The sequence below is a fragment of the Micromonospora sp. NPDC000663 genome (assembly GCF_042898105.1).
GTDB lineage: Bacteria > Actinomycetota > Actinomycetes > Mycobacteriales > Micromonosporaceae > Micromonospora.
The window spans coordinates 147,404-172,059 of the sequence record NZ_JBIAYR010000004.1; the positions used below are offsets into that span (position 1 = coordinate 147,404).

Annotated in this window: 22 protein-coding genes and 2 pseudogenes; 13 read left to right on the forward strand and 11 right to left on the reverse strand. The window is 69.5% G+C overall.

Going from position 1 to position 24,656, the window contains the following annotated elements:
• Nucleotides 1-6: 6 nt before the first annotated feature.
• Nucleotides 7-3,045, reverse strand: coding sequence for a BTAD domain-containing putative transcriptional regulator (locus tag ACFY1S_RS16165; RefSeq protein WP_387118066.1), 3,039 nt, complete (start codon nt 3,043-3,045; stop codon nt 7-9).
• Nucleotides 3,046-3,104: 59 nt separating this feature from the next.
• Between ACFY1S_RS16165 and ACFY1S_RS16170 the strand changes: the two genes are divergently transcribed.
• The 8 genes and pseudogenes from ACFY1S_RS16170 (at nt 3,105) to ACFY1S_RS16205 (ending at nt 11,383) form a co-directional block, all read left to right on the forward strand.
• Complete coding sequence (locus ACFY1S_RS16170) at nt 3,105-3,872, forward strand: alpha/beta fold hydrolase (RefSeq protein WP_387118069.1); 768 nt, start codon at nt 3,105-3,107, stop codon at nt 3,870-3,872.
• Nucleotides 3,873-3,950: 78 nt separating this feature from the next.
• Nucleotides 3,951-4,223, forward strand: coding sequence for a GlsB/YeaQ/YmgE family stress response membrane protein (locus ACFY1S_RS16175; RefSeq protein WP_387118072.1), 273 nt, complete (start codon nt 3,951-3,953; stop codon nt 4,221-4,223).
• A gap of 99 nt (nt 4,224-4,322) precedes the next feature.
• A complete protein-coding gene (locus tag ACFY1S_RS16180) occupies nt 4,323-5,114 on the forward strand; it encodes an inositol monophosphatase family protein (protein WP_387118075.1) in 792 nt (263 codons plus the stop codon).
• A 200-nt stretch (nt 5,115-5,314) separates the two neighbouring features.
• Nucleotides 5,315-7,168 carry an adenylyl cyclase gene (locus ACFY1S_RS16185; protein WP_387118078.1) on the forward strand — a complete coding sequence of 618 codons (1,854 nt, stop codon included), beginning with the start codon at nt 5,315-5,317 and terminating at the stop codon, nt 7,166-7,168.
• A gap of 342 nt (nt 7,169-7,510) precedes the next feature.
• Entirely contained in the window at nt 7,511-7,657 is a 147-nt protein-coding gene (locus tag ACFY1S_RS16190; RefSeq protein WP_387118081.1) for a hypothetical protein, read from the forward strand.
• The gene (locus tag ACFY1S_RS16195; RefSeq protein ID WP_387118084.1) at nt 7,657-8,850 is read left to right on the forward strand and encodes a YeiH family protein; all 1,194 of its coding nucleotides are present in this window, start codon (nt 7,657-7,659) and stop codon (nt 8,848-8,850) included. The genes ACFY1S_RS16190 and ACFY1S_RS16195 overlap by 1 nt, the downstream gene beginning before the upstream one ends.
• A 1,343-nt stretch (nt 8,851-10,193) precedes the next feature.
• Nucleotides 10,194-10,883: pseudogene (locus ACFY1S_RS16200) on the forward strand (discoidin domain-containing protein); the annotation flags it as partial.
• 209 nt (nt 10,884-11,092) lie between these two features.
• Nucleotides 11,093-11,383, forward strand: a complete 291-nt coding sequence (locus tag ACFY1S_RS16205; protein ID WP_387118088.1) for a discoidin domain-containing protein — start codon at nt 11,093-11,095, stop codon at nt 11,381-11,383.
• A gap of 114 nt (nt 11,384-11,497) precedes the next feature.
• Here ACFY1S_RS16205 and ACFY1S_RS16210 read toward each other — a convergent pair whose 3' ends face one another.
• Both ACFY1S_RS16210 and ACFY1S_RS16215 read right to left on the reverse strand, forming a co-directional pair.
• Nucleotides 11,498-12,268: a hypothetical protein gene (locus ACFY1S_RS16210; protein ID WP_387118091.1), complete on the reverse strand. Its 771-nt coding sequence runs from the start codon at nt 12,266-12,268 to the stop codon at nt 11,498-11,500.
• A gap of 269 nt (nt 12,269-12,537) precedes the next feature.
• Entirely contained in the window at nt 12,538-13,263 is a 726-nt protein-coding gene (locus ACFY1S_RS16215; protein WP_387118094.1) for a DUF4231 domain-containing protein, read from the reverse strand.
• 870 nt (nt 13,264-14,133) lie between these two features.
• Between ACFY1S_RS16215 and ACFY1S_RS16220 the strand changes: the two genes are divergently transcribed.
• Entirely contained in the window at nt 14,134-14,688 is a 555-nt protein-coding gene (locus ACFY1S_RS16220) for an HDIG domain-containing metalloprotein (protein WP_387118097.1), read from the forward strand.
• On the opposite strand, the gene ACFY1S_RS16225 is transcribed toward ACFY1S_RS16220, so the two are convergent.
• Nucleotides 14,676-15,146 carry an NUDIX hydrolase gene (locus tag ACFY1S_RS16225; protein WP_387118100.1) on the reverse strand — a complete coding sequence of 157 codons (471 nt, stop codon included), beginning with the start codon at nt 15,144-15,146 and terminating at the stop codon, nt 14,676-14,678. The genes ACFY1S_RS16220 and ACFY1S_RS16225 overlap by 13 nt on opposite strands.
• 12 nt (nt 15,147-15,158) lie before the next feature.
• A complete protein-coding gene (locus tag ACFY1S_RS16230; RefSeq protein ID WP_387118103.1) occupies nt 15,159-15,908 on the reverse strand; it encodes a helix-turn-helix domain-containing protein in 750 nt (249 codons plus the stop codon).
• Between the two features lie 194 nt (nt 15,909-16,102).
• Between ACFY1S_RS16230 and ACFY1S_RS16235 the strand changes: the two genes are divergently transcribed.
• Nucleotides 16,103-16,264 (forward strand): hypothetical protein, encoded by a 162-nt coding sequence (locus ACFY1S_RS16235; RefSeq protein ID WP_387118106.1) that lies wholly within the window; start codon nt 16,103-16,105, stop codon nt 16,262-16,264.
• Nucleotides 16,251-17,489 carry a helix-turn-helix domain-containing protein gene (locus tag ACFY1S_RS16240; RefSeq protein ID WP_387118109.1) on the forward strand — a complete coding sequence of 413 codons (1,239 nt, stop codon included), beginning with the start codon at nt 16,251-16,253 and terminating at the stop codon, nt 17,487-17,489. The genes ACFY1S_RS16235 and ACFY1S_RS16240 overlap by 14 nt, the downstream gene beginning before the upstream one ends.
• 72 nt (nt 17,490-17,561) lie before the next feature.
• Here the strand turns inward: ACFY1S_RS16240 and ACFY1S_RS16245 are convergent, their stop codons facing one another.
• Both ACFY1S_RS16245 and ACFY1S_RS16250 read right to left on the reverse strand, forming a co-directional pair.
• Nucleotides 17,562-18,470 carry an alpha/beta fold hydrolase gene (locus ACFY1S_RS16245; RefSeq protein WP_387118112.1) on the reverse strand — a complete coding sequence of 303 codons (909 nt, stop codon included), beginning with the start codon at nt 18,468-18,470 and terminating at the stop codon, nt 17,562-17,564.
• Entirely contained in the window at nt 18,463-18,930 is a 468-nt protein-coding gene (locus ACFY1S_RS16250) for a hypothetical protein (protein WP_387118115.1), read from the reverse strand. The genes ACFY1S_RS16245 and ACFY1S_RS16250 overlap by 8 nt, the downstream gene beginning before the upstream one ends.
• Before the next feature lie 137 nt (nt 18,931-19,067).
• On the opposite strand from ACFY1S_RS16250, the gene ACFY1S_RS16255 reads away from it, so the two are divergent.
• Nucleotides 19,068-19,361, forward strand: coding sequence for a DUF1330 domain-containing protein (locus ACFY1S_RS16255; protein ID WP_387118118.1), 294 nt, complete (start codon nt 19,068-19,070; stop codon nt 19,359-19,361).
• 198 nt (nt 19,362-19,559) lie between these two features.
• Here ACFY1S_RS16255 and ACFY1S_RS16260 read toward each other — a convergent pair whose 3' ends face one another.
• The gene (locus ACFY1S_RS16260; RefSeq protein WP_364363994.1) at nt 19,560-20,426 is read right to left on the reverse strand and encodes a metallophosphoesterase; all 867 of its coding nucleotides are present in this window, start codon (nt 20,424-20,426) and stop codon (nt 19,560-19,562) included.
• A gap of 194 nt (nt 20,427-20,620) precedes the next feature.
• Here ACFY1S_RS16260 and ACFY1S_RS16265 point away from each other — a divergent pair, with 194 nt between their 5' ends.
• On the forward strand, nt 20,621-21,472 hold the full coding sequence (locus tag ACFY1S_RS16265; RefSeq protein ID WP_387118120.1) for an alpha/beta fold hydrolase: 852 nt from the start codon (nt 20,621-20,623) through the stop codon (nt 21,470-21,472).
• Nucleotides 21,473-21,562: 90 nt separating this feature from the next.
• Here ACFY1S_RS16265 and ACFY1S_RS16270 read toward each other — a convergent pair.
• From ACFY1S_RS16270 to ACFY1S_RS16280, 3 genes and pseudogenes are all read right to left on the reverse strand, one after another.
• Nucleotides 21,563-22,580, reverse strand: a pseudogene (locus tag ACFY1S_RS16270) (methyltransferase).
• 42 nt (nt 22,581-22,622) lie between these two features.
• Nucleotides 22,623-23,252, reverse strand: coding sequence for a hypothetical protein (locus tag ACFY1S_RS16275; protein WP_387118123.1), 630 nt, complete (start codon nt 23,250-23,252; stop codon nt 22,623-22,625).
• Nucleotides 23,249-24,655 carry a selenium-binding family protein gene (locus tag ACFY1S_RS16280; protein WP_387118126.1) on the reverse strand — a complete coding sequence of 469 codons (1,407 nt, stop codon included), beginning with the start codon at nt 24,653-24,655 and terminating at the stop codon, nt 23,249-23,251. Before ACFY1S_RS16280 ends, ACFY1S_RS16275 begins: the two co-directional genes overlap by 4 nt.
• Nucleotide 24,656 lies beyond the last annotated feature (1 nt).

Below are 24,656 nucleotides of genomic sequence, written 5' to 3' on the forward strand. Positions count from 1 at the left end.
CGTCGATCAGAGCTGGGCCCGGGCCTCGCCCGGGCTCAGTTTCGTGCCCTCGCCGACAAGCGCGTCGAACCGGTCCCGTCCGAGGGTGGCCCGCACGCGTTCGGTCACCCGGTCGGTCTCGTCGCGTTCGGCCGGGGAGCAGGGCGCGCGCGCGGCGAGCCGGGCGGCGGCCGCCGCGCCGAGCAGCCGGGCCGCGACCTCCGGTACGCGCACCGCGGACGCCATCCCCTCCAGGGCGTAGATCGCGTCGCGGGGCGCGGCCATCGCCTCGGCGACCTCGAACGCCTCGACGTGCAGGGCCAGTGCGGCGTCCTCGTCACCGCCCTGCTCGACCGCGTGGCCCAGCTCGACCAGGACCGGCGGCAGGTAGAGCGCCGGCTGGGCCTCGGCACGTCCCCGTTCGGCGAGGCGGGTCAGGTGGGTGACGGCCAGGTCGAGTTTGCCGTCGCGGCGGGCGGCCAGCCCGAGGCTCATCTCGGCGAAGACCAGAGCGCTGGGGGAGCCCTGCTCCGTGGCCAACCGGTACGCGCGTTCGGCCAGTTCCCGGGCCTGCGGGTAGTCACGGGTCTGCACCGCCAGCCACGCCAGCCAGGACAGCTCGGTGCCGACCTGCGGCCACAGCCCCAGCTCCTCGGCCCAGCGCAGCCCCTCGGAGTGCAGGCCGGCGGCGCGTTCGTGCTCGCCGCGCATCTCGGCCAGCGCACCCGTCCACTCGGCGGCCTGGAGCCTGCCCCACCGGTCGCCGACCTGGGCGAACAGCGCGGCGCTGCGGGTCGCGGCGCGTTCCAGCGTCGCCTGGTCACCCGCCACGTGTGCGATCTTGGCGCGGGAGGCGAGCACCGCGGCCTCGGTCCACGGATCGGTGGCGGCCGGCAGCAGCTCCGCCGAGAGGGTCAGGTCGCTGTGGTCGATGAGCGCGTTCGCCGCGAACCAGGCGCCGCGGCCGTCCGGGTCGGCGGCCACCGCCGCGCGTACGTCGGCCGGCGCCACCGCCTCGCCCTGCACCAGCGCGAAACCGGCCCGCCACGCCCCGGCGCGAGCCTCCTGCGCCGCGTCACCGGGCAGGGCGAGGGCACGCCGCGCCTCGGTGAGCCGGCCGCGCAGGTACCAGTACCAGCTGAGCGCCACGGCCAACCGCAGCCCGCCGCCGTGGACCAGCGCGGCGCGCAGGTTCGCCGCCTCCGCGTCCAGCAGCGCCAGCCACCGCTGCTGGTCGGCGCCGCGCAGCTCCGGGTCGGCCTGCTCGGCCAACCCGGTGTAGTAGGCGGCGTGCCGCGCCCGCACGTCGTCCGCGTCGGTCAGCTGGTCCTGGCAGAACGCGGCGACCGATTCGAGCAGCCGGTAGCGCGGGGCCGCCCCGGAGTCGTCGAGCACCACAAGTGACCTGTCCACCAGCCGGGCGAGGGTGTCCAGGTCGGTGCGGCAGACCCGCTCGGCGGCCTGGAGGGTGCAGCCGTCGGGGAACACCGCCAGCCGGGCGAGCACCGCCCGGTCGGGCTCGTCCAGCAGGTCCCAGCTCCAGGCGATGACCGCGGTCAACGTCCGCTGGCGCTGCGGCACGTCCCGCTGGGAGGTGGTGAGCAGCCGGAACCTGTCGTCAAGCCGATCCACCACGCCCCGCACGCCAAGCGCGCGGATCCGGGTCGCGGCCAGCTCCAGCGCCAGCGGGAGACCGTCCAGGCGACGGCAGAGCTGCGCCACGGCCGGCGCGGTCCGCTCGTCCAGCCGGAAGCCGCGCTGCTGCGCGGCGGCGCGGGCGGCGAACAGGCGCGCCGCCGCCGAGCGCCGGACCGCGTCCAGGTCACCGTCCTCGGGCAGCGACAGCGGGGGTACCTCCCAGAGCAGCTCTCCGGTCAGGCCGAGCGGTTCGCGGCTGGTGGCCAGGACGCTCACCTCGGGCGCGTCGCGCAGCAGTCGGGAGACGAGCGCGGCCACCGGCTCGACGACGTGTTCGCAGTTGTCGAGCACGAGCAGCAGCTGCCGGTGCCGCAGGGCAGCCACGAGGTGGTCGGCCGCGGACAGGGCCGTGCCGGCGGCCTCGCGGACGTCAAGCACGCCGAGGATCTGCTCGGCGACACGCGGGTCGCCGGCCGGCAGGGGAGCCAACTCCACCAGGTGGACGCCGTCGGGGCAGGACCGGGTACGGGCCGCCTCGGTGGCCAGCCGGGTCTTGCCGACACCGCCCGGCCCGACAAGCGTCACCAGTCGTTGCCGGGGCAGCAGTCCGCGCAGCTCGGTAAGCGTCTCGGCCCGCCCGACCAGCTCGTCGAGCTGGGCCGGCAGGCTGTTGCGGATGATCGCTGCCTTCGGCGGCGCGTTCAGGCCCGCGTCCTGTTCGAGGATCCTGCGGTGCAACGCGACCAGCTCGGGGCTGGGATCGAGGCCCAACTCGTCCGCGAGCCGGTCGCGCAGGTCGGCGTAGCTGTCCAGCGCCTCGGACTGTCGGCCGGCCGCGTACAGCGCGCGCAGCTGCACCGCCCGCAGGCCCTCCCGCAGCGGGTGCCGGGCGACCAGCTCGGCCAGGTCGGCGGCGATCAGGTCGTGCTCACCCCGAGCCAGCCGGGCCTCGGCCAGTCGCTCGTGCGCCGCGAGGCGCTGCTCGGTCAGGCGGGTCGCCTCGGCGCGGACGAACTCGGCGTCTGCCACATCGGCGTACGCGTCGCCGCGCCACAGCGCGAGAGCCGCGGTCAGCCGGTCGACGTCGGTGCTGCGGGTCAGCTCGACGAAGCGGTCGGCGTCGACGCTGTCGGCCCGCAGCAGGTACCCGGGGGGCCGTGACTCGACAAGCTCGCGGGCGCCCGGCTCGGCGTCGTTGAGCGCCTTGCGCAGCTGGGACACCCGCACCTGGAGAGCACCGGCCGGGTTGGCGGGGGAGTCGTCGCCCCACAGGTCGTCGATCAGGCGGTCCGCCGAGACGACCTGGTTGCGGTTGGTCAGCAGGTCGGCCAGCAGCGCGCGTACCTTGGTGCCGGGCACCACCACCGGCTCGCCGGCGTCCGTGGTCACGGCGAGCGGCCCGAGCACCCCGAACTGCACGGCGGACATCCTAGCGCCGGTAAGCCGACCTGAAGCGGACCGTAAGCGCGCTGGCGCACCGTGTGGGCATGGACATCTACCACGAGACGCACGGCGCGGGCGAGGGCCGGCCGCTGCTGCTGATCCACGGCGCGCTCTCCGGCATCGGTACGTCGTTCGGCACGATCCTGCCGTTGCTGGCGAAGAACCGGCGGGTGATCGCCGTGGAGTTGCAGGCCCACGGGCGCACCCCCGACGTGGACCGCCCGCTGACCGTGGAGCACTTCGCCGCCGATGTGGTGGAGGTGCTCGACCGGCTGGGCGTGGCGCGGGCGGACGTGTACGGCTGGAGCATGGGCGCGGCGGTAGCGCTGCGCCTGGGCACCCACCACGGTGAGCGGGTGGGCCGGCTCGTGCTCGCCTCGGTGAGCTTCGACGACGACGGTCTGCACCCCGGACTGCTCGACGGCATCCAGGACCTGCGACCGGAGCATCTGCACGGTTCGGAGTTCCACGAGGAGTACCTGCGGACCGCGCCCGACCCGGCGGGCTGGGCCACCCTGGTCACCAAGATGAAGGTCCTCGACGCGAACCTGCCGCGCTGGACGCCCGAGCAGATCCGCGCGCTTGCCGCACCCACCATGATCGTGCTGGCCGACGCGGACATCGTCCAACCCGAACACGCGGTACGGATGTTCCGGCTGCTCGGCGGCGCGGTGCCCGGCGACCTGACCGGCCTGCCGGCCTGTCGGCTGGCCGTCCTGCCCGGCACCACCCACACCACGATCCCGCAGCGCGCCGACTGGCTGGCCCCGATGATCGACGAGTTCCTGGGCGACTGCGGGCCGGAGGCCTAGTGGTACCTGGGTGTTTCGTGGCTAGTTGCTTGGGGCAATTAACCGTCGACGACATCCCCTCTGGAAGGACGGCTCCCCGTGGAGGTTTCCGGCTTCTTCGCCGCCATCATCATCGGTCTGGTCATCGGCGCGCTGGGCCGGCTGGTGGTGCCCGGCAAGCAGAACATTCCGATCTGGCTGACCCTGCTCATCGGTGTGATCGCGGCGATCCTCGGCACGCTCGTCGCAGGCGTCTTCGGCGTCGACGACACCAGCGGGATCGACTGGATCGAGCTGATCATCCAGGTCGCTTTCGCCGCTGTCGGCGTGGCGATCGCCGCCGGTGCCTACGGCCGCCGCCGGGTGCGCTGACCCCTCACACGACCGTGCCGGCCCGCCCTCCCCAGGAGGGCGGGCCGCGACGTGTCCGGACTCCGGACGGACGACCGATGCTGCGACTATCATCCATCGATGACTGCGCCCCGGCCTGACCCAGCCCTGGTGGAGTTCGCGGTCGGCCTGTCTGAACGCGCGGGCAACCTGGCTGCCCAACGGTTCTTCGCGGCGGACTTCGCGACCGCGATCAAGGCTGATGGGACCGAGGTCACCGAGGCTGATCTCGCCGTCGAGGCGCTGATCCGCGGTGAGCTGGCCGATCGCTTCCCCGCTGACGGGATATACGGCGAGGAGACGGGCGCCACGGCCGGTACGTCGGGCAGACGATGGGTCATCGACCCGATCGACGGCACGACGTATTTCGCCCACCGCATCCCCATCTTCGGCACGAACCTCGCTCTTGAAGATCAGCATGGCGTGGCTCTCGCCGTGATCAATCAGCCGGTGGCTCGGCAGATCATCTACGCGGGCCGGGGCCGGGGCTGCCGCATCCGTACCGACGGCACCGATGCGGCCCCGGTGTTGCGGGACACAGCCGAACTGGCCGCGGCCCGGGTGGAACTCGTCAACCCCGCTGGCTGGCCTGCTGATGTCCTGCTCACGCTGCATCGCCACACCCGGATCACCGGCCATCTGGGTGGCCTCGGTGGCCTGTTGACCGGATTGGTGGACGCCATGGTCATCGCCGGCTCCGAGATGGGTTACGAGGACCTGGCGCCCCTTCCCGTGATCCTTGAGGAAGCCGGCGGGAGAGCGACAGACCTTCACGGCGGCCCACTCCTGGGCGGGAACGGAACCGCGCTGCTCAGCACCGGACGCCACCACCAGGCCCTGGTGGACATGCTGGCGCCGGTGCTGCCGGACTGAGTGCCGTCGGATCAGGAGCTTCGCGCCCGGCCGATGCGAAGTTCGCCGTCTCCGGCATGGCGCGTGGCCGGTTCACCGGGTAGAAACATGTCGACCCCTTCGGCTCGACCCCACCTTTGTCCGCAGGGATCAGAGAGCGCTCTCACGCCGCCCCCAGCTGGCCTGACGAAACGGTCCGGCCAGCGGAGAGGACGAACCACATGACAAGCCCGTCCCGACGTACCCTCACCCTTGCCCTGCTGGTGACAGCCGCCGTCACCATGACCAGCACCGCCGCCACCGCCGGGCGCCCCACGCCTGACACTCCCGACTTCGGCCCGAACGTGACGATCTTCGACCCGTCCATGCCGGTGGGCGAGATCCAGCGGACCCTCGACGCCGCGCACGCCCGCCAGGTCGACAACGAGATGGGCACCGAGCGGCACGCGTACCTGTTCAAGCCGGGCACGTACGGCACGGCCGAGCAGCCGTTGCAGGCAAAGGTCGGCTACTACACCGAGGTCTCCGGCCTGGGCGCCTCGCCCACCGACGTCGCCGTCAACGGCAAGCTCGAGGTGTACAACCGCTGCCTGGCCGACAGCGGCACCGGCAACTGCCTCGCCCTTGTGAACTTCTGGCGCACCCTGTCCAACCTCTCGCTCACCGTCAACGCCGCCGGCCAGGACGACTGCCGGTCGACGGCGAACTTCTGGGCGGTGTCCCAGGCGGTGTCGATGCGCCGGCTCAACATCACCGGCGGCGGTCTGTCGCTGATGGACTACTGCACGGCCGGCCCGCAGTTCGCCAGCGGCGGGTTCATCGCCGACTCGCGACTGCCGGCCACCACCAACGGCTCGCAGCAGCAGTGGCTGACCCGTAACAGTGAGGTCGCGAGCTGGTCCAACGCCGTGTGGAACCAGGTCTTCGCCGGGGTCGAGGGCGCCCCTGACGACGCCACGTTCCCCGACCCGCCGTACACCACCCTGGAGACCACTCCGGTGAGCCGGGAGAAGCCGTACCTGTTCGTCGACGGCAAGGGTCGGTACAACGTGCGGGTGCCCGCCGCGCGCCGCGACACCAGGGGCATCTCCTGGGCGGACGGCATGACGCCGGGACGGACCATCGGAATCCACGACTTCTTCGTCGCCAAGCCGTCCGACTCCGTGCGGGTCATCAACAGTCAGCTGGCCCGGGGCAAGCACCTGCTGCTGACCCCCGGGACGTACGACATCGCCCGCAGCATCGAGGTGCGACGCCCCGACACGGTGGTGCTCGGGATCGGGCACGCCACCCTCACGGCGGTCAACGGCGCCATCCCGCTGGACGTCGCAGGTGTCCCCGGCGTGATCGTCGCCGGGGTCACGATCGACGCCGGCACCGTCGAGTCGCCAGTCCTGCTGCGGGTGGGTCGCCAGCACGGCCGCAACGCCAGCAGCCCGAGCAACCCGACCACGCTGTCCGACGTGTACTTCCGGGTCGGCGGCCCGCACATCGGCCGGACCGACACCGCGCTGGAGGTCAACAGCGACAACGTGCTCATCGACCACACCTGGGTGTGGCGGGGTGACCACGGCGTCGAGGGCTTCACCGAGGGCGTCAACGGGGACACCGACCGCTGGCGTACCAACACCGGTCGGTACGGCGCCGTCATCAACGGCGACCACGTGACCGCCACCGGCCTGTTCGTCGAGCACTTCCAGCGCTACAACACGGTCTGGAACGGCGAGCACGGCACCACGATCCTGTACCAGAACGAGCTGCCGTACGACCCGCCGACGCAGGCCGACTGGATGAACGGCCTGGTCGAGGGCTTCGCCGGGTACAAGGTAGGCGACCGGGTGCGGCACCACACCCTGTACGGCGGCGGCGTCTACGTCTTCAACCAGAACAACCCGTCGATCCACACCGAGAACGGCTTCGAGGTGCCGAACCGGCCGGGCGTGCGGCTGCACCACATCATGACCGTCAACCTCAGTGCCGGCACTATCGACCACGTGGTCAACGGCGTTGGTGAACCGGCCGACATGACCAAGGTGGGCGTACCGGTCTACCTCGCGCAGTACCCCACTCCGTAACCTCTCGGGGCGTCCCAGGCGGGGGTTGGAGCCGGTGCGGCTCCAACCCCCGCTGTCCTGTCCCGCTGCGCGAGAACCCACGCCCTCGCACTTGAATTCCTACTGTGTCAGTAGGAAAATCGGAGAATGCCTGTCGGTCCGTTCCTCACCTCGCGTCGGGTCGTGGACCTGATGCGGGTGGCCTCCGAGCTCTGTCCGGGCCCCCCAGCGACCGACTGAGCACCCTCCACACCGCATGCCGCGCGGCCTTGTCCGGTCACCCGGCGCCACCGTGCGCGCCCCCACGTCACTCTCCACCGATCCGGCCTGGCCGGATCGGTTCACCCCCATTGGAGGTACGTCATGACCACCGATCAGCCACCGGCCACCACACCAACGGCCGGGGAGTCCCGGCTCGCGTTCAACGAGGACTGGGTGGCGACCATCCTCGGCCTGGCCCTGCTGGCCCTTGTCCTGCTCGGTGCCATCCCCGCCGGGCTGGTGCCCTGATGACCGCCGACGCGACCCGGGCCGACGACACGACCCGCGCCACCGACGCTGTCGAGACGTCCCCCGACAGTGGGCCACCGGCCACCGACGACCCCGCCGCTGCGGTGGTGGTGCGCGACGGCAGGTTCTGGGCCTGGACGGCCGTGGGCCTGGTGATCGTTGTCGGTCTCGCCGCGCTCACCCGCTACCTGGAGCAGAACGTCCCCGCCTGGGCCGACGGCACCGCCGTCGAGGACATCGGGGCCGCGATCGAGTATCCGGTCTACGCCATCCTGCTGGGCCTGCTCGGCAACGTCGCCGTCACGCTGCTCGGCTGGCGGGACCGGATCGCCGCCGCGTTCCGGACCGAGTTCTTCATCAAGACCGGTCTGGTGCTGCTCGGGGCGTCGATCAACCTGGCCGTCATCGCCAGCGCCGCGGGCCCGGCCATCGCCCAGGCGGTCCTGCTGATCAGCGGGGTCTTCCTGTTCACCTGGTGGCTGGCCGGCCGCTTCGGGCTCGATGACAAGCTGCGCGCGTTGCTCGCTTCGGCGGTGTCGATCTGCGGGGTGAGCGCCGCGATCGCCGCCGCCGGCGCGGTCCGGGCCCGCCGGGAGCAGTTGGCCTACACGGCGAGTCTGGTCATCGTCTTCGCGTTGCCGTCCATCTTCATCCTGCCCTGGCTGGCCGACGTGCTCGGGCTCTCCGACGCGGTGGCGGGCGCCTGGATCGGCGGCAACATCGACACCACAGCCGCGGTCACCGCCGCCGGGGCGCTCGCCGGCGAGGAGGCCCTCCAGATCGCCAGCATCGTCAAGGTCACCCAGAACGCCCTGATGGGTGTGGTGGCGGTGGCGCTCACCGCGTACTTCACGCTGCGGGTGGAGCGGCGGCCCGGCGCCGCCCGACCGGGCCTCGGCGAGCTGTGGCGGCGTTTCCCCAAGTTCGTCCTGGGCTTCATCGCGGCCTCGGTCATCGCCACCTGGTACCTCGACACGGCGGGCGCGGACGGCAAGGCCACCATCGCCATCGTCAACGACCTGCGTGTCTGGTTCCTCATCCTGGCCTTCGTCAGCATCGGCCTGGAGGTCCGGGTGGCGTCCCTGCGGGAGGCCGGCTGGCGTCCGGTCGCGGTGTTCGCCAGCGCCACCGTGTTCAACCTGGCGTTGGCGCTCGCCCTGGCGTCAGTGCTGTTCCGCGGCTTCTCGACGTGATCGGGTGCCCCGCCCCGCGACACCGAAGGGCGGGGCGCTCGACTACTTCCGAGTGTATGGCGGATAATTTCATCGATCAGTCTCACTCTTGCGGGGCGGTGGTCGCTGCTGCCACGATGGCCGTCAATGCCTTCCGTCCCGAAGGAGTGGTAGTCATGGCGGTCTCCCGCCGCAGGTTCGTCACGTCGGTGCTGGCGGGGTCCGCCCTGGCCGCCGCCTCCACCACCGATCTCCTCGCCCGCCCCGCGCACGCGGCCAGCCCTCCCGGGGACGTGGTCGGCAAGGTGACCGTCGGATACCAGGGCTGGTTCAGCTGCCCCGGTGACTCGGCACCGATCGGCGGCTGGTGGCACTGGAGCCGCGACCGGTTCCAGCCGCCCTCGCCTGCCAACACCACGATCGTGTCCTGGCCGGACATGCGGGAGTACACGCGCAGCTATCCCACCGCGTACCCCAACCTCGGCAACGGCTCGCCGGCCACCCTCTTCTCGTCCTACGACCAGCAGACGGTGGACACGCACTTCCGCTGGATGCAGGAGTACGGCTGCGACACCGCCGCCCTGCAACGGTTCAACCCGACGGGCGACGAGGGCCCGACGCGCGACGCCATGACGCAGAAGGTCCGCGCGGCAGCCGAGCGCTACGGCCGCAAGTTCTACATCATGTACGACGTCACCGACTGGCTGAGCTTCCAGACGGACATCAAGACCGACTGGACGACGAAGATGTCCGCGCACACCGCCTCTGGCGCGTACGCCCGGCAGAACGGCAAGCCGGTCGTCTGCATCTGGGGGTTCGGCTTCAGCGAGCCCAGCCGTCCCTTCACCCCGGGGCCGTGCCTGGAGGTCATCAACTGGTTCAAGGCGCAGGGCTGCTACGTCATCGGCGGAGTGCCCACCTGCTGGCGGCAGGGCATCGAGGACTCCCGCCCCGGCTTCCTCGACGTCTACCACGCGTTCCACGCGATCTCCCCGTGGATGGTCTACCGGGCCAGGACCGTGGAGGAACTGGACTCGTACTACAACAACGTCAACGTCGGCGACATGGCCGACTGTGCGGCGCGCGGCATCGACTACCTGCCCTGCGTGATGCCCGGTGACCTCGCCGGCGGGCACCGCAAACACGGCGACTTCTACTGGCGGCACATCTACAACATGGTCCGGCTCGGCTCCCAGGGCCTGTACGTGTCCATGTTCGACGAGTTCAACGAGGGCAACCAGATCGCCAAGACGTCCGAGACCCAGGCCACCACCCCGGCCGGCGCGAACATCCGGGCCCTGGACGAGGACGGGGTGGCCTGCTCCTCGGACTACTACCTGCGGATCACCGCCGACGGCGGGCGGATGCTCAAGGGGCAGCTCGCGCTCACCGCCGTACGCCCGACGTCGCCGACGCTCGGCACCCCGCCGCCGGCCACCGGGAACCTGGCCGCCGGCCGATCCACCTCGGCGAGCAGCCAGAACGGCCCGTTCCCGGCGTCGAACGCGGTGGACTCCGACGCCGGCACCTACTGGGAGAGCGGCGGCGGCTCGTTCCCGCACTGGTGGCAGGTCGACCTCGGCGCCAGCCACCAGGTCAACAAACTCGTGGTGCGGCTGCCCGCCGGCTGGGGAGCCCGTACCCAGACCATCACCGTGCAGGGCAGCGTCGACGGCAGCTCCTTCTCGACAATCGCCGCGGCCTCCGCCTTCGCCTTCGACCCGGCGACCGGCAACACCGTCACCCGCACGCTGACGACCACCACGGCCCGCCACATCCGGCTGAGCATCGCCGGCAACACCGGCTGGGCGGCGGGCCAGCTCTCCCAGGTCGAGGTGTACGCCGCCAGCGGCACCACGGACAACCCGCCGACCGCCCCGAGCGGCCTCACGGTGACCGGCCGGACGGCGAGCACCGTGTCCCTGGCCTGGGCGGCGTCGACCGACGACAACGGCGTGACCGGCTACCAGGTACGCCAGGGCGGCACAGCGGTCAGCACTGTCACGGGCACCACGGCGACCGTGAGCGGACTCAGCCCGTCCACCGCGTACACCTTCACCGTCACCGCGCGCGACGCCGCCGGCAACACCTCGGCGGCCTCGAACGCTGTCACCGCCACCACCGACGCCCCGGCCAACGCCGACCTGGCCCGAGGGCGGTCCACCAGCGAGAGCAGCCATGTCCAGAGCTACGGCTCGGGCAACGTGGCGACGGCGACGCGAACAGCTACTGGGAGAGCGCCAACAACGCGTTTCCCCAGTGGGTGCAGGTCGACCTGGGCGCGACCCGCACTGTCGGACGGGTGGTGCTCAAACTGCCACCGTCATCGGCGTGGGGTGCTCGGACGCAGACGGTCGCCGTCACGGGCAGCACGGACGGTTCGAGCTTCGGGACGCTCATTGGCGCGGCGGGGCGGACGTTCGACCCGTCCACGGGTAACTCGGTGTCGTTGACGTTCGGTGCTGCGCAGGCTCGCTATGTGCGGATCACCGTTACCAGTAACACCGGCTGGCCGGCCGGGCAACTGGCGGCACTGGAGGTGTACGCCAGCTGACCGGGCGTGGGGCGGCCGCCGGACGCCGACCGGCGGCCGCTTCACCCGTCAAGCCCTGGGAGTCGAGGCTGGCCAGGTACCCTCCGGGCGCTCCGCGCCTCTACCGGCGCAGTGTCACGACAAGAGGTCGCGAATTGCTTGGGAGAGCGAGGGTGTGTCGGTGCCATCCGACCACTTGACGATACGCAGCAACGGGTATGATTCTTTTGCATGCTCTTGTAGGGATGGCTCTATCTCGGCGTTAGTGACCACAAGCATCGGTAGAATATTTCGATTGCCGTTTCGGGCAAGAAATCGTTCCATTCCCGCTAGGCGCAATGGGCCACTATCGCGATACTTTACACTTATAGCCACCGAAGACTCGTTATCTGCTGGACCAGTGAACGCTATGAAGTCGTAAATGTACTGGTCTCGTGTCGTCCGGGCTACGCCGAGCCCCAATGCTTTGACTGCTACCTCTAGGCGGGATAAATATAGATCCGCTCTGAAATGCGGGTGCTGGAGCAGGGTAGGCTCAATTATAGAGGCAGCTTCAGTGACGGCTGCCGCCACGTCCGGATCCTCTTCCTGCTGTGCCCGCTCGACCACCATTTGAGCACGAGCCCGCCGTTTCCGGAGCTCGATGCTGTTTGAGCCATTGCTGAATCGGGCGAGTGGCGTTCCTTGAACGGCTATCAACAGGAAAGCAGCACCGATGACAACCAGGGATGCAGATCCAACTTGGTTCTCTGTATTTAAGACTGCCCACCCTCCTGCGCCGCCAGCAAGGAGGCCGACCGCGAGAGCTGCCATCCGCTCCAGTTTCTTAAGCGGCTCGCCTTCAAGGTCGATGTCGGGAAATTCGCTCCCGGGCGGTGCTTCCTCGCTAACGTCCTCTGGAGGCATGTCGGACTCCTTGGCTGGGCTACCTGGCAGGCTCTGCCACTATAGTGACGAAGACCCTTACACGAGTGCCCGGAAGCCTCTGGCCGGCGGAGTGCAGCACGTCGTCCCAGCGAGCGAGCACGCAGCCGAGCTGCTGTTGCAGATGATTGTGCAGCGCTGCCGTCCTCACCCGACGCTCTCTTCGGCCGCCAGCGGACGCATGTCTCCAGGGAGATTCGCAGGCTGGACAGCGACGGTACCGGCAAGCCGTCGGGGGAGGGGGGGTGAGTTCAGCCAGTTGACAAAGCATCGCGACCATGACCCGAGGGCTGGTCCAAGCTTTGCTCGCGCTTACGTTGCTCTGATTTTAGTCGCTCAGCTTCCTCAACAAACGCTGCTAGCGACTCGCTCTCGGTCAAATTCTTGTAGCGGAAGATCGAGAGCTCAGAGGCCAGGTACTCCTGTTCAATGGCATCGGCGGTTTGCTGAAGATAGAAGCCCCTCTCTCGATACTTGAAGTATCCAGTGAAACCCGCCGCGAGTCCGACCGAGAAACTGCTTCCAACGACCACCCATTGGAGAGGGCTGCTATCGAGCGCGATCCCAGAAACCGTCGTTGTTGCGAGAGAGCCGACAATGATCACCGATTGCATTCCGTTGTGAATTCGACGGTAGCGTCTGCTTTCCCTCCGGAACGATTCGACGTCGCCGGTAATCTCGTCCTTGTAGCTGCTCCTCGCATAGCGTGAGTCGAGTGTCATTTCGGCGGCGCGAAGCCGTCTTTGTTCGCGAAGTAGTGACAGTTCCAGCCTCAGTTCTCCCACTGAGGGGAGTCTTGTATTATCCTGATAGATTGTGGCCGCTATGGTTCCAGCGGTGGCGACGATCATCACCGGAATCAGGGGGCGAAAGATCTCACCCATGTCGAATTCGCCGTAGGTAGCAATTATCGGAATAAGGAGGCTAAGGAACAGGCCGGGGCCCAGCGCAAGTCCGACTGTGGTCAGGGACTTCACCAGTCGAGCTTCCCGGAGCCTACTCTCGGTGGACATAATTTTCCGTGTCAGCGCGAGTAGCTGCTCTACGCGGCCTGCTGATCCGCGTTGCTGCTCACTGGCCGACTGTGGCACCGGCAGGTCCTTCCGCTCGATCGCCGTTCACGTCAGGGCTTTATACCAGTCCCTAATCCGCATGTGATCATCCTGTCCGCCATCCGACACCGCTCCATGCTGTCGCTTGCTGGGTCGGACGCTTGCTGGCAGCGAGGCGAGAGACGGGGCTTCCCTTGCGGCTTGAATCGACCAACTTAGTGAATGCAGTACGGACTCGAAATGGAGAGCCGATAAATCTAGAGAACGAGGAGATCCCGCAGCATCTTCTTGGCTACCGGCGTGACGCAAAGTGGCGCCTTAACCTCCCCTAACCCTAACGGGGCGCAAGACCAGCGTGCTGGGCCCTTGAGGAGTCTAGGTCAGAGCGATGCCGAGATGGTTGATCTTTAATATTCAGGGTCGCCCGACCGGCATCGAGGTCAGGGTGTGCCAGGGCGTCAGCGCCCCAACAGGGCTTCAACAGCGACCAAAACGACGGCCAGCACCCGTAGGTGCCAAGACATACGCCGAGGTCGCAGCTTTGATTAGGTGGCGACCTGGCGGGTGACGGGCGGGGGCGCAGGGCTCGTGTGGGTACTCGCCCCCATCCACCCAGCCGCCGGGGGAAGGCCTAATGGTCGGGATATTGAAGAGCAGGTTGTCGCTCGGGCCGGTTATTGGGCCGTGGCGGCGGCGTAGGACGCCATGTTGGCGTACAAGGTGGCGATTCCGTCCAGGTCAGCCCTGTCAGGCTAGCGGGCAGGTTGAGGTGGGCTTGGGCTCTAGACTTCTGGTGTGGGTTCCTCCTCCCAATTAGCCGAGACAACGTCTCAGCGTCATCTCCAAGATGCCCTACCCCGTCGCTGGCTTCATGTCCAGGCAGTGGTGGCGAAGGCGGAAGGGCTTGCGCGCCTGGTGGGAGACGATGCGGAGCTGCTGACGGCGGCGGCCTGGCTGCACGACATCGGGTACGCCCCAGACGTCGCCGATACGGGGTTCCATGCGCTGGACGGGGCCCGATGGGTTCGGCAGCAGGGTTTTCCAGATCGGATCGCGGCTCTGGTCGCCCATCACTCCTGCGCTGTCCACGAAGCAGATGAGCGCGGTTTGGGACACGCTCTGGCCAGCGAGTTCCCGCGTGAAGAGACGGCTGTCTCAGATGCCCTCTGGTACGCGGACATGACGACCGGCCCGGATGGCCAGGACCTCACCGTGGACGAGAGGCTGGCGGAGATCCGGCAGCGCTACGGGCCGGACGACGTCGTGACGCGGTTTTGGCAGAGAGCTGAGCCGATGCTACGAGAGGCCGTACGCAGGACCGAACGTCGCTTGTCAGCTCAGCCAATGTAGGGGACCGGACGTCGCTGGAATCCGTGGTCGACCCTGAGCCGCATTGACGTGTGCATCGGCAGCCGGTTCAGTTCGTCACGGGCTATCCACACCACCGACGAGGACTCATCGCTGGTCGTCGGATCGCCGGAGAGGTACTGGGCGCGAAAGCAGATCGAGAACTGCTGCCGTACCTCGCCGTCGCTGTACTCCACGAGGTGCCTGGGGTCGGAGTAGATCCCGACGATCTCGGCCACTTCAACCTCGATACCGGTCTCCTCGCGCGTCTCCCGCACGGCCGTGTCGGTGATGGCCTCGCCGAAGTCCTGAGCACCGCCCGGCAACGCCCAGAGGTCATTATCGGTTCGCTGGATGAGCAGCACCTGGCCCTGGCGGTCTTGGACGAAGACAGTCACCGCTACGACGATCCTGTTCGGCTTCGGAGCGTGCGGGTTGTTGAAGTGTTCGATCCGCGCCATGCCTTCAGCCCGTCAGTGTTCAGGCCACACAGCCCGCTTCTGCCCGAGTACCCGGTTGAAGCTGGCTACGTAGCTGTCGAAGAGGTCCCCGCCGCCGATGCGCCGCAGGTGCAGCACCGGCGAGTATGCGGCCGGGGTGCCGTAGAGATGCGTGTTGACCAGCATCTCGTCGTCGAAGCGGTAGATAGAGTTGTAGAGGATGGTGTCGTGGAAGTAGATCCCCACGTTGTCCAGATCCCGAAGCTCCTTGTAGAAGGCCAACGCGTTCAGGATCTTGTTGGACATGGCCGGGCCGATGCCCTCGGCGTCTCCGCGTTCGGCGATGTGCACGCCCTCCGGATCGCCGAACAGCAACTCCACCTGCGCTCCTGCCGACGCCTTCTCGCGGAGGGTCGCGATCCAGCGGTGGTTGAACTCGGGCAGGAACAGCCCTCCGTAGACCAGGACACCAACCTGCCGGATGGCCTGCTCCAGAAGCCGCTGCCAGAGATCGGTAGGAACGGCTCCGCGACGCGGGTAGATGTGGACCAGTTCTGACTGGCTGATCTGCGCGGCCCGCTGCGTCGGTAGCGCGTCCGGCCAGAGGTACGACTCGCTCTCATTCAGCAGCTCGGCGATGGAGTGGCGATAGCGCGGGTACGGGGTACGAGCCTGGGTCACCCACCGCTCGACAGTCTTGGGGTCGACACCGACCGTCTCGGCCAACGCCGTCGCAGTCAGGCCATTCTTGAGCATCCCGTTGCGAAGACGGTCGTTCGGCATCGCGTCTCCTGCTCACTGTGGCTTGGGGACGGTATCGGGGACGACTCACCCTAGCAAGGACGTCCCCACCCGTCCGTCACTCGCGGTGAAGTCGTCATCACGAATTCGCAGAGCCTGAATTCATACACGTGCCATCCAGATAGGACGCGACGAGCCAACGTGAACGCCGCGCCGGTGGCCTGATGGAGGTGGCTATGCGCGGTGACGAGACGGCGAGCAAGGGTGGGCAGGCTGAGGCGGCCGAGCGGGAGGCTGCCAAGCAGCGCATTCTGGCTCAGGCCGAGGCGGAGCGCGTACCCGTGGACGACATGACCCGTGCGGTCCCGGACCGGCGGTGGCGGCGTGAGCAGCGATGACCTCCCGATCGGCCGTCGGGTGGCCGGCTGGCGGGTGCGGCGGTCGATGACGCAGCAGATGTTGGCCGATCGCCTACGCAGGTCGAAGAGCTGGGTGGACAAGATCGAGCGCGGCGTCCGGCCTCTGGACCGGTACTCGGTGATCCAGGAACTGTCCCGCGTCCTGCGGGTCGATCCGGAGGTGCTGCTCGGCCAGCCGCCCAGCACCCCGGCGAGCGCGCCGGCTGGCGTGGACGACATCCGGGCCGCGCTCGCCCGCTACGACACCCCGCCGACGTCGCCACACATGCACGAGCTGAGGCGGCAGGTCGGGCATGCCTGGTTGGCCTACCAGCACGCGCACTACCCGCAGTTGGTGCGGGCGGTGCCGAACCTGCTCGACGCCGCCCAGGGCGCGGGGTCGCCGGAGGTGCTGACGCAGGCGTACCGCATCACCGCTCTGCTGCTGGTCAAGCTCGACGAGGCCGGCCTCGCCTGGCTGGCCGCCGACCGCGCCATGGCTGCTGCCCAAGACGATCCAGTCTTCGCGGCGACAGCGACTGTCGCAGTGGCTCAGGCGCTGCGCGCGTCGGGCCGGGACCGCCTGGCCCTGTCGGCGACCCTCACAGCGGCTGACCGAACTCTTCCACCGGCACTCCACTTAAGTGATCAAGAGGTTTGCGGGACTTTTGGAGATCAAAGTCGACGCGAACCTCTTGATCACCGGGGCGGGGGAGAGCGCCGGGGGGACCGTCGAGCGTGGGCGGTCGGTGGGACGTTGCTGGTCCAGGCCGCGCTGGCCGCCGCGGGCTGCGGCGAGCACCGCCGCGCAACCGAGCTGATCGACCGGGCCGCGGGCGTCGCCGTCGACCTGCGGGGGTACGACGACTCGTGCGGCACCAGCTTCGGGCCGGTCGCCGTCGACATGGCTCGGGTGCTGGTGGCGGCGCAGCGGGGTGACGCCGACAGCGCACTGGCACGGCACACGACGATCGTTCGGCGGGAGGTGTGGCGGCGGTTGTCGGCCGAGTGTCGGGGCGCCTACCTGCTCGACGCCGCGCGGATTTACCTGCACGCCGGTGATCTGCGCGGGGCGGCGCGAGCGCTCGTCGACGCGGACAGTGTCGCCCCGGCTGAGGTTCGGTGGCGGCCGTTGGCGCGTACTCTCATCGCCGATGTCGCTAGGGCGCAGCCGGCGCCGGCCGGCGTGGCGCGACTGGCGACGTTGGTCGGGCTTACCCGGTGACGGACGTGCGTCGGCTTCCGTCCGCCACGCCGTCTCGACCTTCGCCAGGAGGCGGGCTCCTGCGGGTCGCCCTCAGTTGTGCGGGCTGAGGAAGTCGGTGATGAGAGTGGCGAGCTCCTGTGGGCGTTCGGCGACCATCGCGTGGCTGGCGCCGGCGAGGTGCCGCACCCGCAGAGACGGGTTGTCCACAGTGGCAAGCCGTTCGGCGGTGGCCTTGCGGTACGCCTCGTACAGGCCGTGGAACGGCTGTTGTTCGGGCAGGTCCTCGGTGGCGAGGACGAGCAGCAGCGGGCAGCGGGCGTCACGGTAGGCGGGCATCAGGTCGAGGGAGTCCATGGCGTCCCGGAGCTGCCGGGTGAGGTCCGGGGCGGGCCGCAGCCGGCTGCTGCCGTCGTCGCCGGGCACGAGGTTGCGCTCGAAGGCCGCCACCCAGTCTTCGGGGGCGGCGCCGTAGCGCTGGGCCATGGCCCGCTGCCCCGCAAGCATGGCGGCCACCTGTTCGGCGGTCAGCGGTTCGGCAAGCATCGCGGCCATCCCGTCGAAGACGGCCCGCAGCTTGGCCAGCTCGGTCTCGGCCTGCTCCGGGGCCAGCCCGGCGAGCTGGTCCAGACGGTTCAGCGGCGGATTGCCGTCGAAGCTGACGGCACCGGGGCACTCCGGGTGACGCTGCGCCCAGAGGGTGGCGAGCATGCCGCCGAGGGAGACGCCGACCACCGCTGGGGAGGTGAGGCCGAGGTGATCGGTGACGGTGGCCAGGTCGGCCAGTACGTCGTCCCAGCGCCACGGGCCGTCCCCGGACCGGCCGTGACCACGCAGATCGACGGTGACCACCCGGTGGGCCGAGCGCAGGTGCTCGGCGAGGGTGGCCATCTGGGCGAGGTTGCCGCCGGCGCCGTGAAGGAGCAGCAGCGGTTGTCCGGGTCCGCCGAAGTCGCGGATCGCGATGGGCACGGACCCGGAGTCGACAATGGTCTCAGGCACGTCGGGTTCCTTCGTTGAGCAGTCGGTCGCGTACGGAGGCGGAGCGCACGCCGCCTTCGGGGTGGCGGGCGAGCTTGTCGCGGGAGACCAGGTCGTGGACGCCCTGGCGGGTGATGCCGAGCATGGCCCCGGCTACCGCGTACGACACGGATTCGGCGGTCGGGTGGCCGACCCGTCGCGCGACGGCCTGGCCGAGAGGGCTGCGCCACCAGTCGATGGGTGGGTCGAACGGTCCGTCCCCCGGGTAGAGGGTGGAAATCGCGCGCATGACCACGCCGACGGCGGCCCGGTCGTCGCCGCTGACGATCGTGGTGGCCCAGGATCGGGCCCGCTCCCGGATGACGGCGCGCAGCGGGTCAATGGCGTCGTGGCCGTCGACCAGGATTTCGAGGGGGTCGAGCAGGCGGATGTCGATCAATCGGATGAGATGCTCGGTCAGTTCCTCGTCGGTTGGCGCCATGCTGCCTCCTCCGCTACTTGACGCCCATCGTCAAGTACTTGACGTCGAGTGTCAAGCGCGATGGCGTGAGCACGGTGGGCGGTACTGTCGACAGGCGCCCGGGCAACAGATTTACTCACCCCAACACTGGAGGTTCCATGCCCAAGGGCTACTGGGTCAGCGCCTACCGCACCATTTCAGACCCGGAGAAGCTGGCTGCCTACAACGCGCTGGCCGGTCCGGCCGTTGCGGCCGGGGGCGGTCGGGTCCTGGTCCGTGGCGGTCGGGTCGTGGCACATGACGCCGGCATCGCCGAGCGGACCATCCTGATCGAGTTCGACAGTTTCGAGCAGGCCGTCGCGGCGTACGAGAGTGCGGCCTACCAGGAGGCGCTTGCCGCCCTCTCCGACGGCGTCGAGCGCGACTTCCGCATCGTCGAGGGCACCGACTGACCGACCGTGATGTCGGCGCGGGCGCCCAGCCTGCCTGGCCCAAATCGGTTGTTCACTCGGGCATGGGCCCGGTCGAGACCGGCCGCATCGAGGCGGGCCGAGGTCCGGTGGCGGCCGTTGGCGCGTACCCTCATCGCGGTGTCGCCCGCGCGTCGCAGGGGCCGGCCGGCGTGGCGCGACAGGCGACGCTCGTCGACCTCAGCCGCTGACGGACGAGCGCCGCCGCAGGTCGTCCGCCGGGTCGATCACCCTTACCGCGCGCGGCACCGGCCCCCGCTGCTGCCACTCCCGCGGGTAGCCCAGCGAGACCTCCTCGAAGCGCACCCCGTCGTGAAACGTGGTGCGGGGGATGTGCAGGTGCCCGTAGACAACTGTGGACGCCCCGAACCGCAGGTGCCAGTCGCTGGTGCGCACCGTGCCGCACCACTGCGCGAACAGCGGGTACCGCAGCACGTCGGTGGGCTCGCGCACCAGCGGATAGTGGTTGACAAGCACGGTCGGCAGCTCCGGGTCACGCTCGGCGAGCCGCCGTTCGGTCTGGGTGACCCGGGCGGCGCACCACGCCTCGCGGCTTGGGTACGGGTCGGGGTGCAGCAGCACCTCGTCGGTGCACACCACCCCTGCCTCGTACGCCAGCTCCAGCGACTCCTGCTGGGTGCGCGCCTCGGGCACCCGGAACGTGTAGTCGTACAGCACGAAGAGCGGGGCGATCGTGGCCGGGCCGCCCACGCCGTCCCACACCGGATAGGGATCCTCCGGGGTGACGACGCCCAACCGCCTGCACATCGCCACCAGTTCGCGGTAGCGGGCCTCGCCGCGCAGCGCCACCGGGTCGCCCGGGGGTGTCCACAACTCGTGGTTGCCAGGTGCCCAGACGACCTTCGCGAACCGGCTGCTCAGCACCGCCAGCGCCCACTCGATGTCGGCGAACCGCTCGCCCACGTCGCCGGGCACCAGCAGCCAGTCGTCGTCGTGGCCCGGGCGGAGTTCCTGGACGAACGCCCGGTTCTCCGGATGGCCGACGTGCAGGTCGCTGACGGCCCGGAGCCGGGGCGGATCACTCACGACCCCGAGAGTAGGCGGTCCGGGCGCGATCGGCACACCTCCGTCCTGCCGTGACCACAGTCGCAGGGCCGATGCGAGAAGGGGCGCCCGGTCGTCAGGCGACAGGGGTGGGTGGCGTCCATGACCGGCATATCCGCCGACCCGGCGGGAAAGCGGCAGGCGTCCGACAGCCCGAACCGGAGCAGGAGACGAACATGCCTTTCATCACCGTGGGTACGGAAAACTCCGCGCCCATCGACCTGTACTACGAGGACCACGGATCCGGTAAGCCGGTGGTGCTGATCCATGGTTTCCCGTTCAACGGGGCGACCTGGGAGAAGGAGACCACGGCGCTGCTCAACGCCGGATACCGGACGATCACCTACGATCGGCGCGGTTTCGGCAACTCCGCCCAGCCGACGTTCGGGTACGACTACAACACGTTCGCCGCGGACCTGGACGTGCTGATGACCGAGCTGGACCTCAACGACGTGACCCTGATCGGTCACTCGATGGGCACCGGTGAGGTCGTCCGCTACCTGGGCAACTACGGCTCCCAGCGGGTCAGCCGGGCGGTGCTGCTCAGCCCGTTGCAGCCCATGCTGGCCAAGGCCAAGGACAACCCGGAGGGTGTCGAAAGGAGCCTGTTCAAGGGCTTCCAGGACGCCATCATCAAGGACCGCTTCGCGTACCTGACGTCGTTCTGTGACGCGTTCTTCAACCCGGATCAGAACAAGGGCAAGCGGGTCAGCGAGGAGGCGTACCGGGCGCACTGGCAGATCGGCGCCATGGCCTCCGCCAAGGGCACCCACGACAGCGTGGACGCCTGGCAGGAGGACTTCCGCCAGGACCTGCCGAAGATCAACATTCCGGTGCTGATCGTGCAGGGTGACCAGGACCGGGTGCTGCCCTACCCGGTGACCGGTCAGCGGCTCGGACCGATGATGCCGACCGGCCAGCTCATCACGCTCCAGGGCGCGCCGCACGGCATCCCGTGGACCCACGCCGACGACGTCAACAAGGCGATCATGGACTTCATGAAGCAGCCGGCCAAGGCTCGCGCCTGACCCGTACGGGTAGCCGATCGGACGCCGGCGCCGTCACGGCGCCGCGACACCCGGCCCCCGGTTCGCACCGGGGCCGGGTGTCGTCCGCATTCAGGGCCTGCGGGCGACCACCGCGCCGTTGGCGCCGGGCGCGTCGAACGGCACCGTACGCACGTCGACGAAGCCGGCGTCGGTGAGCCAGGCGGTGTACTCGGCGCCCGAATAGTTCCGGCCGCCCTCGGTCTCGACGAGCATGTTCATCCCCATCAGGGCGGCCTCCGGTGGGCCGGTGCGTTCGTCGTTGAGCAGCAGTTCGCAGACGACAATCGCCCCGCCCGGCGGCAGTGCCGCATGGCACCGGGCCAGCAGCGCCCGGTTCGTCGGCTCGTCCCAGTCGTGCAGGATCATGCTGAGCAGGATGACGTCGTGCCCGTCGGGCAGCGCCGGGTCGGCAAGGAAGTCCCCGGCCACCGCGTCGATCCGTCCGCTCAGGTTGGCCTCCGCGATGCGCTCGCGCGCCCGTACGCACACGTGCGGCAGGTCCAGGACGGTCGCCCGCAACTCCGGCAGGCGGCGGCAGAACTCGATCGGGAACGCGCCGGCCCCGCCGCCCACGTCGAGCAGCCGCCGGTGCGCGGAGAAGTCGTACGCGTCGGCCAACGCGCTGGCGGTGAAGCTCGACGTGGAGAACATCGCGTCCCAGAACTGCGCGAGCATCTCCGGGTCGGCGGTGTCGAACATCGACTGTTGGGCCTTCGGGTCCCAGGTCAGCGGCCGGTCCGTGCGCAGCGCCTCACCGATCCGGTGCCAGGGCAGGTAGGTGCGCAGGTCCGAGTAGCGGACCTGCGCGCCGAAGTAGTACGGGCGACCCTCCACCAGGAACTGCTCGGCCAACTCGGTGTTGCGGTAGCCGTCGCCGGACTTCTCCAGCAGCCCCAGCGAGGCGCTGGCGGCCAGCAGCAGGTCCGCCGGCCGGTCCGGCAGCCCGAACTCGGCGGAGGCCTGCTCGACTGTCATCGTCCGGCCGCCGGCGAGCCGGGTGAACAGACCGAGTTCGACGCCGACCGCGAGGGTCTTGAAACCCCCACACACCGGCCACCAGGCGCATGAGGGGAGTGGGAGTGATCATGCCGACATGAAAGCACAGTCCGGACGCTTCCACGATGGACTGTCACGCCCGGATCAGCGTCACCAACCCCGCTGCCACCAGCACCCCGGCCCAGAGCCGGTCCACGTTGAACCAGGCCCGACGCAGCACACCGACCCCGAACACCTGATAGACCAGCATCGCGATGACCAGGGCCGTGCCGAGCATGGCCACGGTGTGCACCCCGGCCGCCGCGAGACCGGACAGCGCACCCACCGGCGCGGCGGCCAGGTGCCCGGAGTGACCCCCGGGCACCGGCTCGGCCACCAGCACCGGCAGGAGCATCAGCCCGGCGCCGTGCGCCGACGACATGAGGAACGACCAGCCGGCGAGCTGCGCCGCGGACAGCCGCATCCCGGCCCACCGGAAGTGGCGCTCGGAGAGCAGCCGCCACAGCCCGAACGCGACAAGCAGCACGCCGCCGGCCACCGCCAGGGCGGTGCTCGCCGTCACCGACCGGGTCGCCGTCACCAGCGCGGCGACGATCCCCACCGACGCGAGGTGCCCCGCCGCGATCGGCGGCAGCGAGCGCAGCAGGGCCGACCTGCTGCGCTCCTGCAATCCCCGGGCGACCGCGAACAGCCAACCCATCGCCGGGTTCAGGCCGTGGAACGCGCCGAGCGCCGCGAGCGTCGCCACTGTCGCGACGGTCACGGAAAGCAGTACGAGTCGGAGGACGCGTCCCCGCCCTGCAACCGGGTCTGGTGCACCCGCAGACCCCGGAACTCCTCGCCGTGCGGGAAGAACCGCGCATCGGGGGTGAGCCCTCCGGCGTCGACGTCCACGTCGAGTTTCGCCAGCCAGGCACCCACCCCGTCGGGGTAGAACTGGTCGTCCCACGAGCCGTAGAGGGAGTTGCTGACGTAGACCCGTCGCCCGTCCCTGCTCACCTCGACCATCTGCGGTCCACCGGCGAGGGCCTCGTCGGGCGCGGACGAGTGCGCCGTACGGCGGACGATCCCACCGAGGCGCACCGAGCCGGTCTGCACCGGGTGCAGCGGGTCGCTGACGTCGTACTGGCGCAGCTCGCCGGTGCCCCAGCAGGAGACGTAAAGGAACCTGTCGTCCACCGACAGGTCGATGTCGGTCACCAGTGGTGGCACCGCGCCGAACGGCTTGAGCAGGTCGGGGAGGTTCGCCGGGTCGGCCGGCTCGGCCGGGATGTCGATCACCTTGGTGACCGCCCAGGCGTCGCCGTCGCGGTGCCACAGCCAGACCGAGGCGGACAGGTCCTCGACACTGATCACCACCCCCACGAAGCCGTACGACCTCGACGGGTCGTGCGCCGGGCGCAGCTCCAGCGGCATCTGGTACTGGTCGCCGAGATCGACCCGCTGCACGTGTCGGCGTTTCGCGAGGTCCCAGAAGTGGATGGCGTGCCCGTACCGCCGGCCCAGCAGCAGCTCGCCGATGATGCCGTCCTCGATCATCGACGGCGTGCCCCACTCGCTTGTGACAAGCACGTCCTGGGTGAGATGCCACCACACGTCGTACGCCAGGAACTGCGGGCCCCGGTCGGCCTCCCACGCCCCGCGTACCTCGAATGTGGTGTGGTCGAGGATCGCGATGCCGCCGGGCCCCTCCTCGCCGTCGGCGCCGCCGAGGGCGGAGAGGTAGATGCCGTCCGGGCCACAGTGCACGGTGTGCGGCCGGGAGTAACCGGCCCGCTTCGCCAGTTCCTCCGGGCCGATCACCTTGACGACCTGCGGCTGGCGCGGGTCGGGCTGGGTGTCGAGCACGTGGATCCGCGACGACCGCAGGCCTGGCACGATCAGGTAGCGCCGCTCGACGTGCGGGTGCGGGGCGGTCGGGCACAGCGCGCTGCTGCACGCGTTCCAACCGAAGTGGTGCAGCTCGTCACCGACGTACGGCAGGTCGGTCCAGCCGACGACACGGCCGTAGTCGGGGGAGTCGGGGTCGGTGTCCAGCACCACGATGGCGTCCGGGCGGCTGGCGGTGCGGTCGAAGGCCGCCACGTAGGCGAGCTTCTCCGCCGGGGCGGCCACCGCCTCGCGGGCGGACGGGTAGAAGGTGGGGTCGGGGGTCCAGCGGGTCATC

Coding starts and splice junctions, on each gene's coding strand:
- ACFY1S_RS16165 (WP_387118066.1), bottom strand. CDS start 3,045: ATGTCCGCCGTGCAGTTCGGGGTGCTCGGGCCGCTCGCCGTGACCACG.
- ACFY1S_RS16170 (WP_387118069.1), top strand. CDS start 3,105: ATGGACATCTACCACGAGACGCACGGCGCGGGCGAGGGCCGGCCGCTG.
- ACFY1S_RS16180 (WP_387118075.1), top strand. CDS start 4,323: ATGACTGCGCCCCGGCCTGACCCAGCCCTGGTGGAGTTCGCGGTCGGC.
- ACFY1S_RS16185 (WP_387118078.1), top strand. CDS start 5,315: ATGACAAGCCCGTCCCGACGTACCCTCACCCTTGCCCTGCTGGTGACA.
- ACFY1S_RS16190 (WP_387118081.1), top strand. CDS start 7,511: ATGACCACCGATCAGCCACCGGCCACCACACCAACGGCCGGGGAGTCC.
- ACFY1S_RS16195 (WP_387118084.1), top strand. CDS start 7,657: ATGACCGCCGACGCGACCCGGGCCGACGACACGACCCGCGCCACCGAC.
- ACFY1S_RS16210 (WP_387118091.1), bottom strand. CDS start 12,268: ATGCCTCCAGAGGACGTTAGCGAGGAAGCACCGCCCGGGAGCGAATTT.
- ACFY1S_RS16225 (WP_387118100.1), bottom strand. CDS start 15,146: ATGGCGCGGATCGAACACTTCAACAACCCGCACGCTCCGAAGCCGAAC.
- ACFY1S_RS16230 (WP_387118103.1), bottom strand. CDS start 15,908: ATGCCGAACGACCGTCTTCGCAACGGGATGCTCAAGAATGGCCTGACT.
- ACFY1S_RS16235 (WP_387118106.1), top strand. CDS start 16,103: ATGCGCGGTGACGAGACGGCGAGCAAGGGTGGGCAGGCTGAGGCGGCC.
- ACFY1S_RS16250 (WP_387118115.1), bottom strand. CDS start 18,930: ATGGCGCCAACCGACGAGGAACTGACCGAGCATCTCATCCGATTGATC.
- ACFY1S_RS16255 (WP_387118118.1), top strand. CDS start 19,068: ATGCCCAAGGGCTACTGGGTCAGCGCCTACCGCACCATTTCAGACCCG.
- ACFY1S_RS16265 (WP_387118120.1), top strand. CDS start 20,621: ATGCCTTTCATCACCGTGGGTACGGAAAACTCCGCGCCCATCGACCTG.
- ACFY1S_RS16280 (WP_387118126.1), bottom strand. CDS start 24,655: ATGACCCGCTGGACCCCCGACCCCACCTTCTACCCGTCCGCCCGCGAG.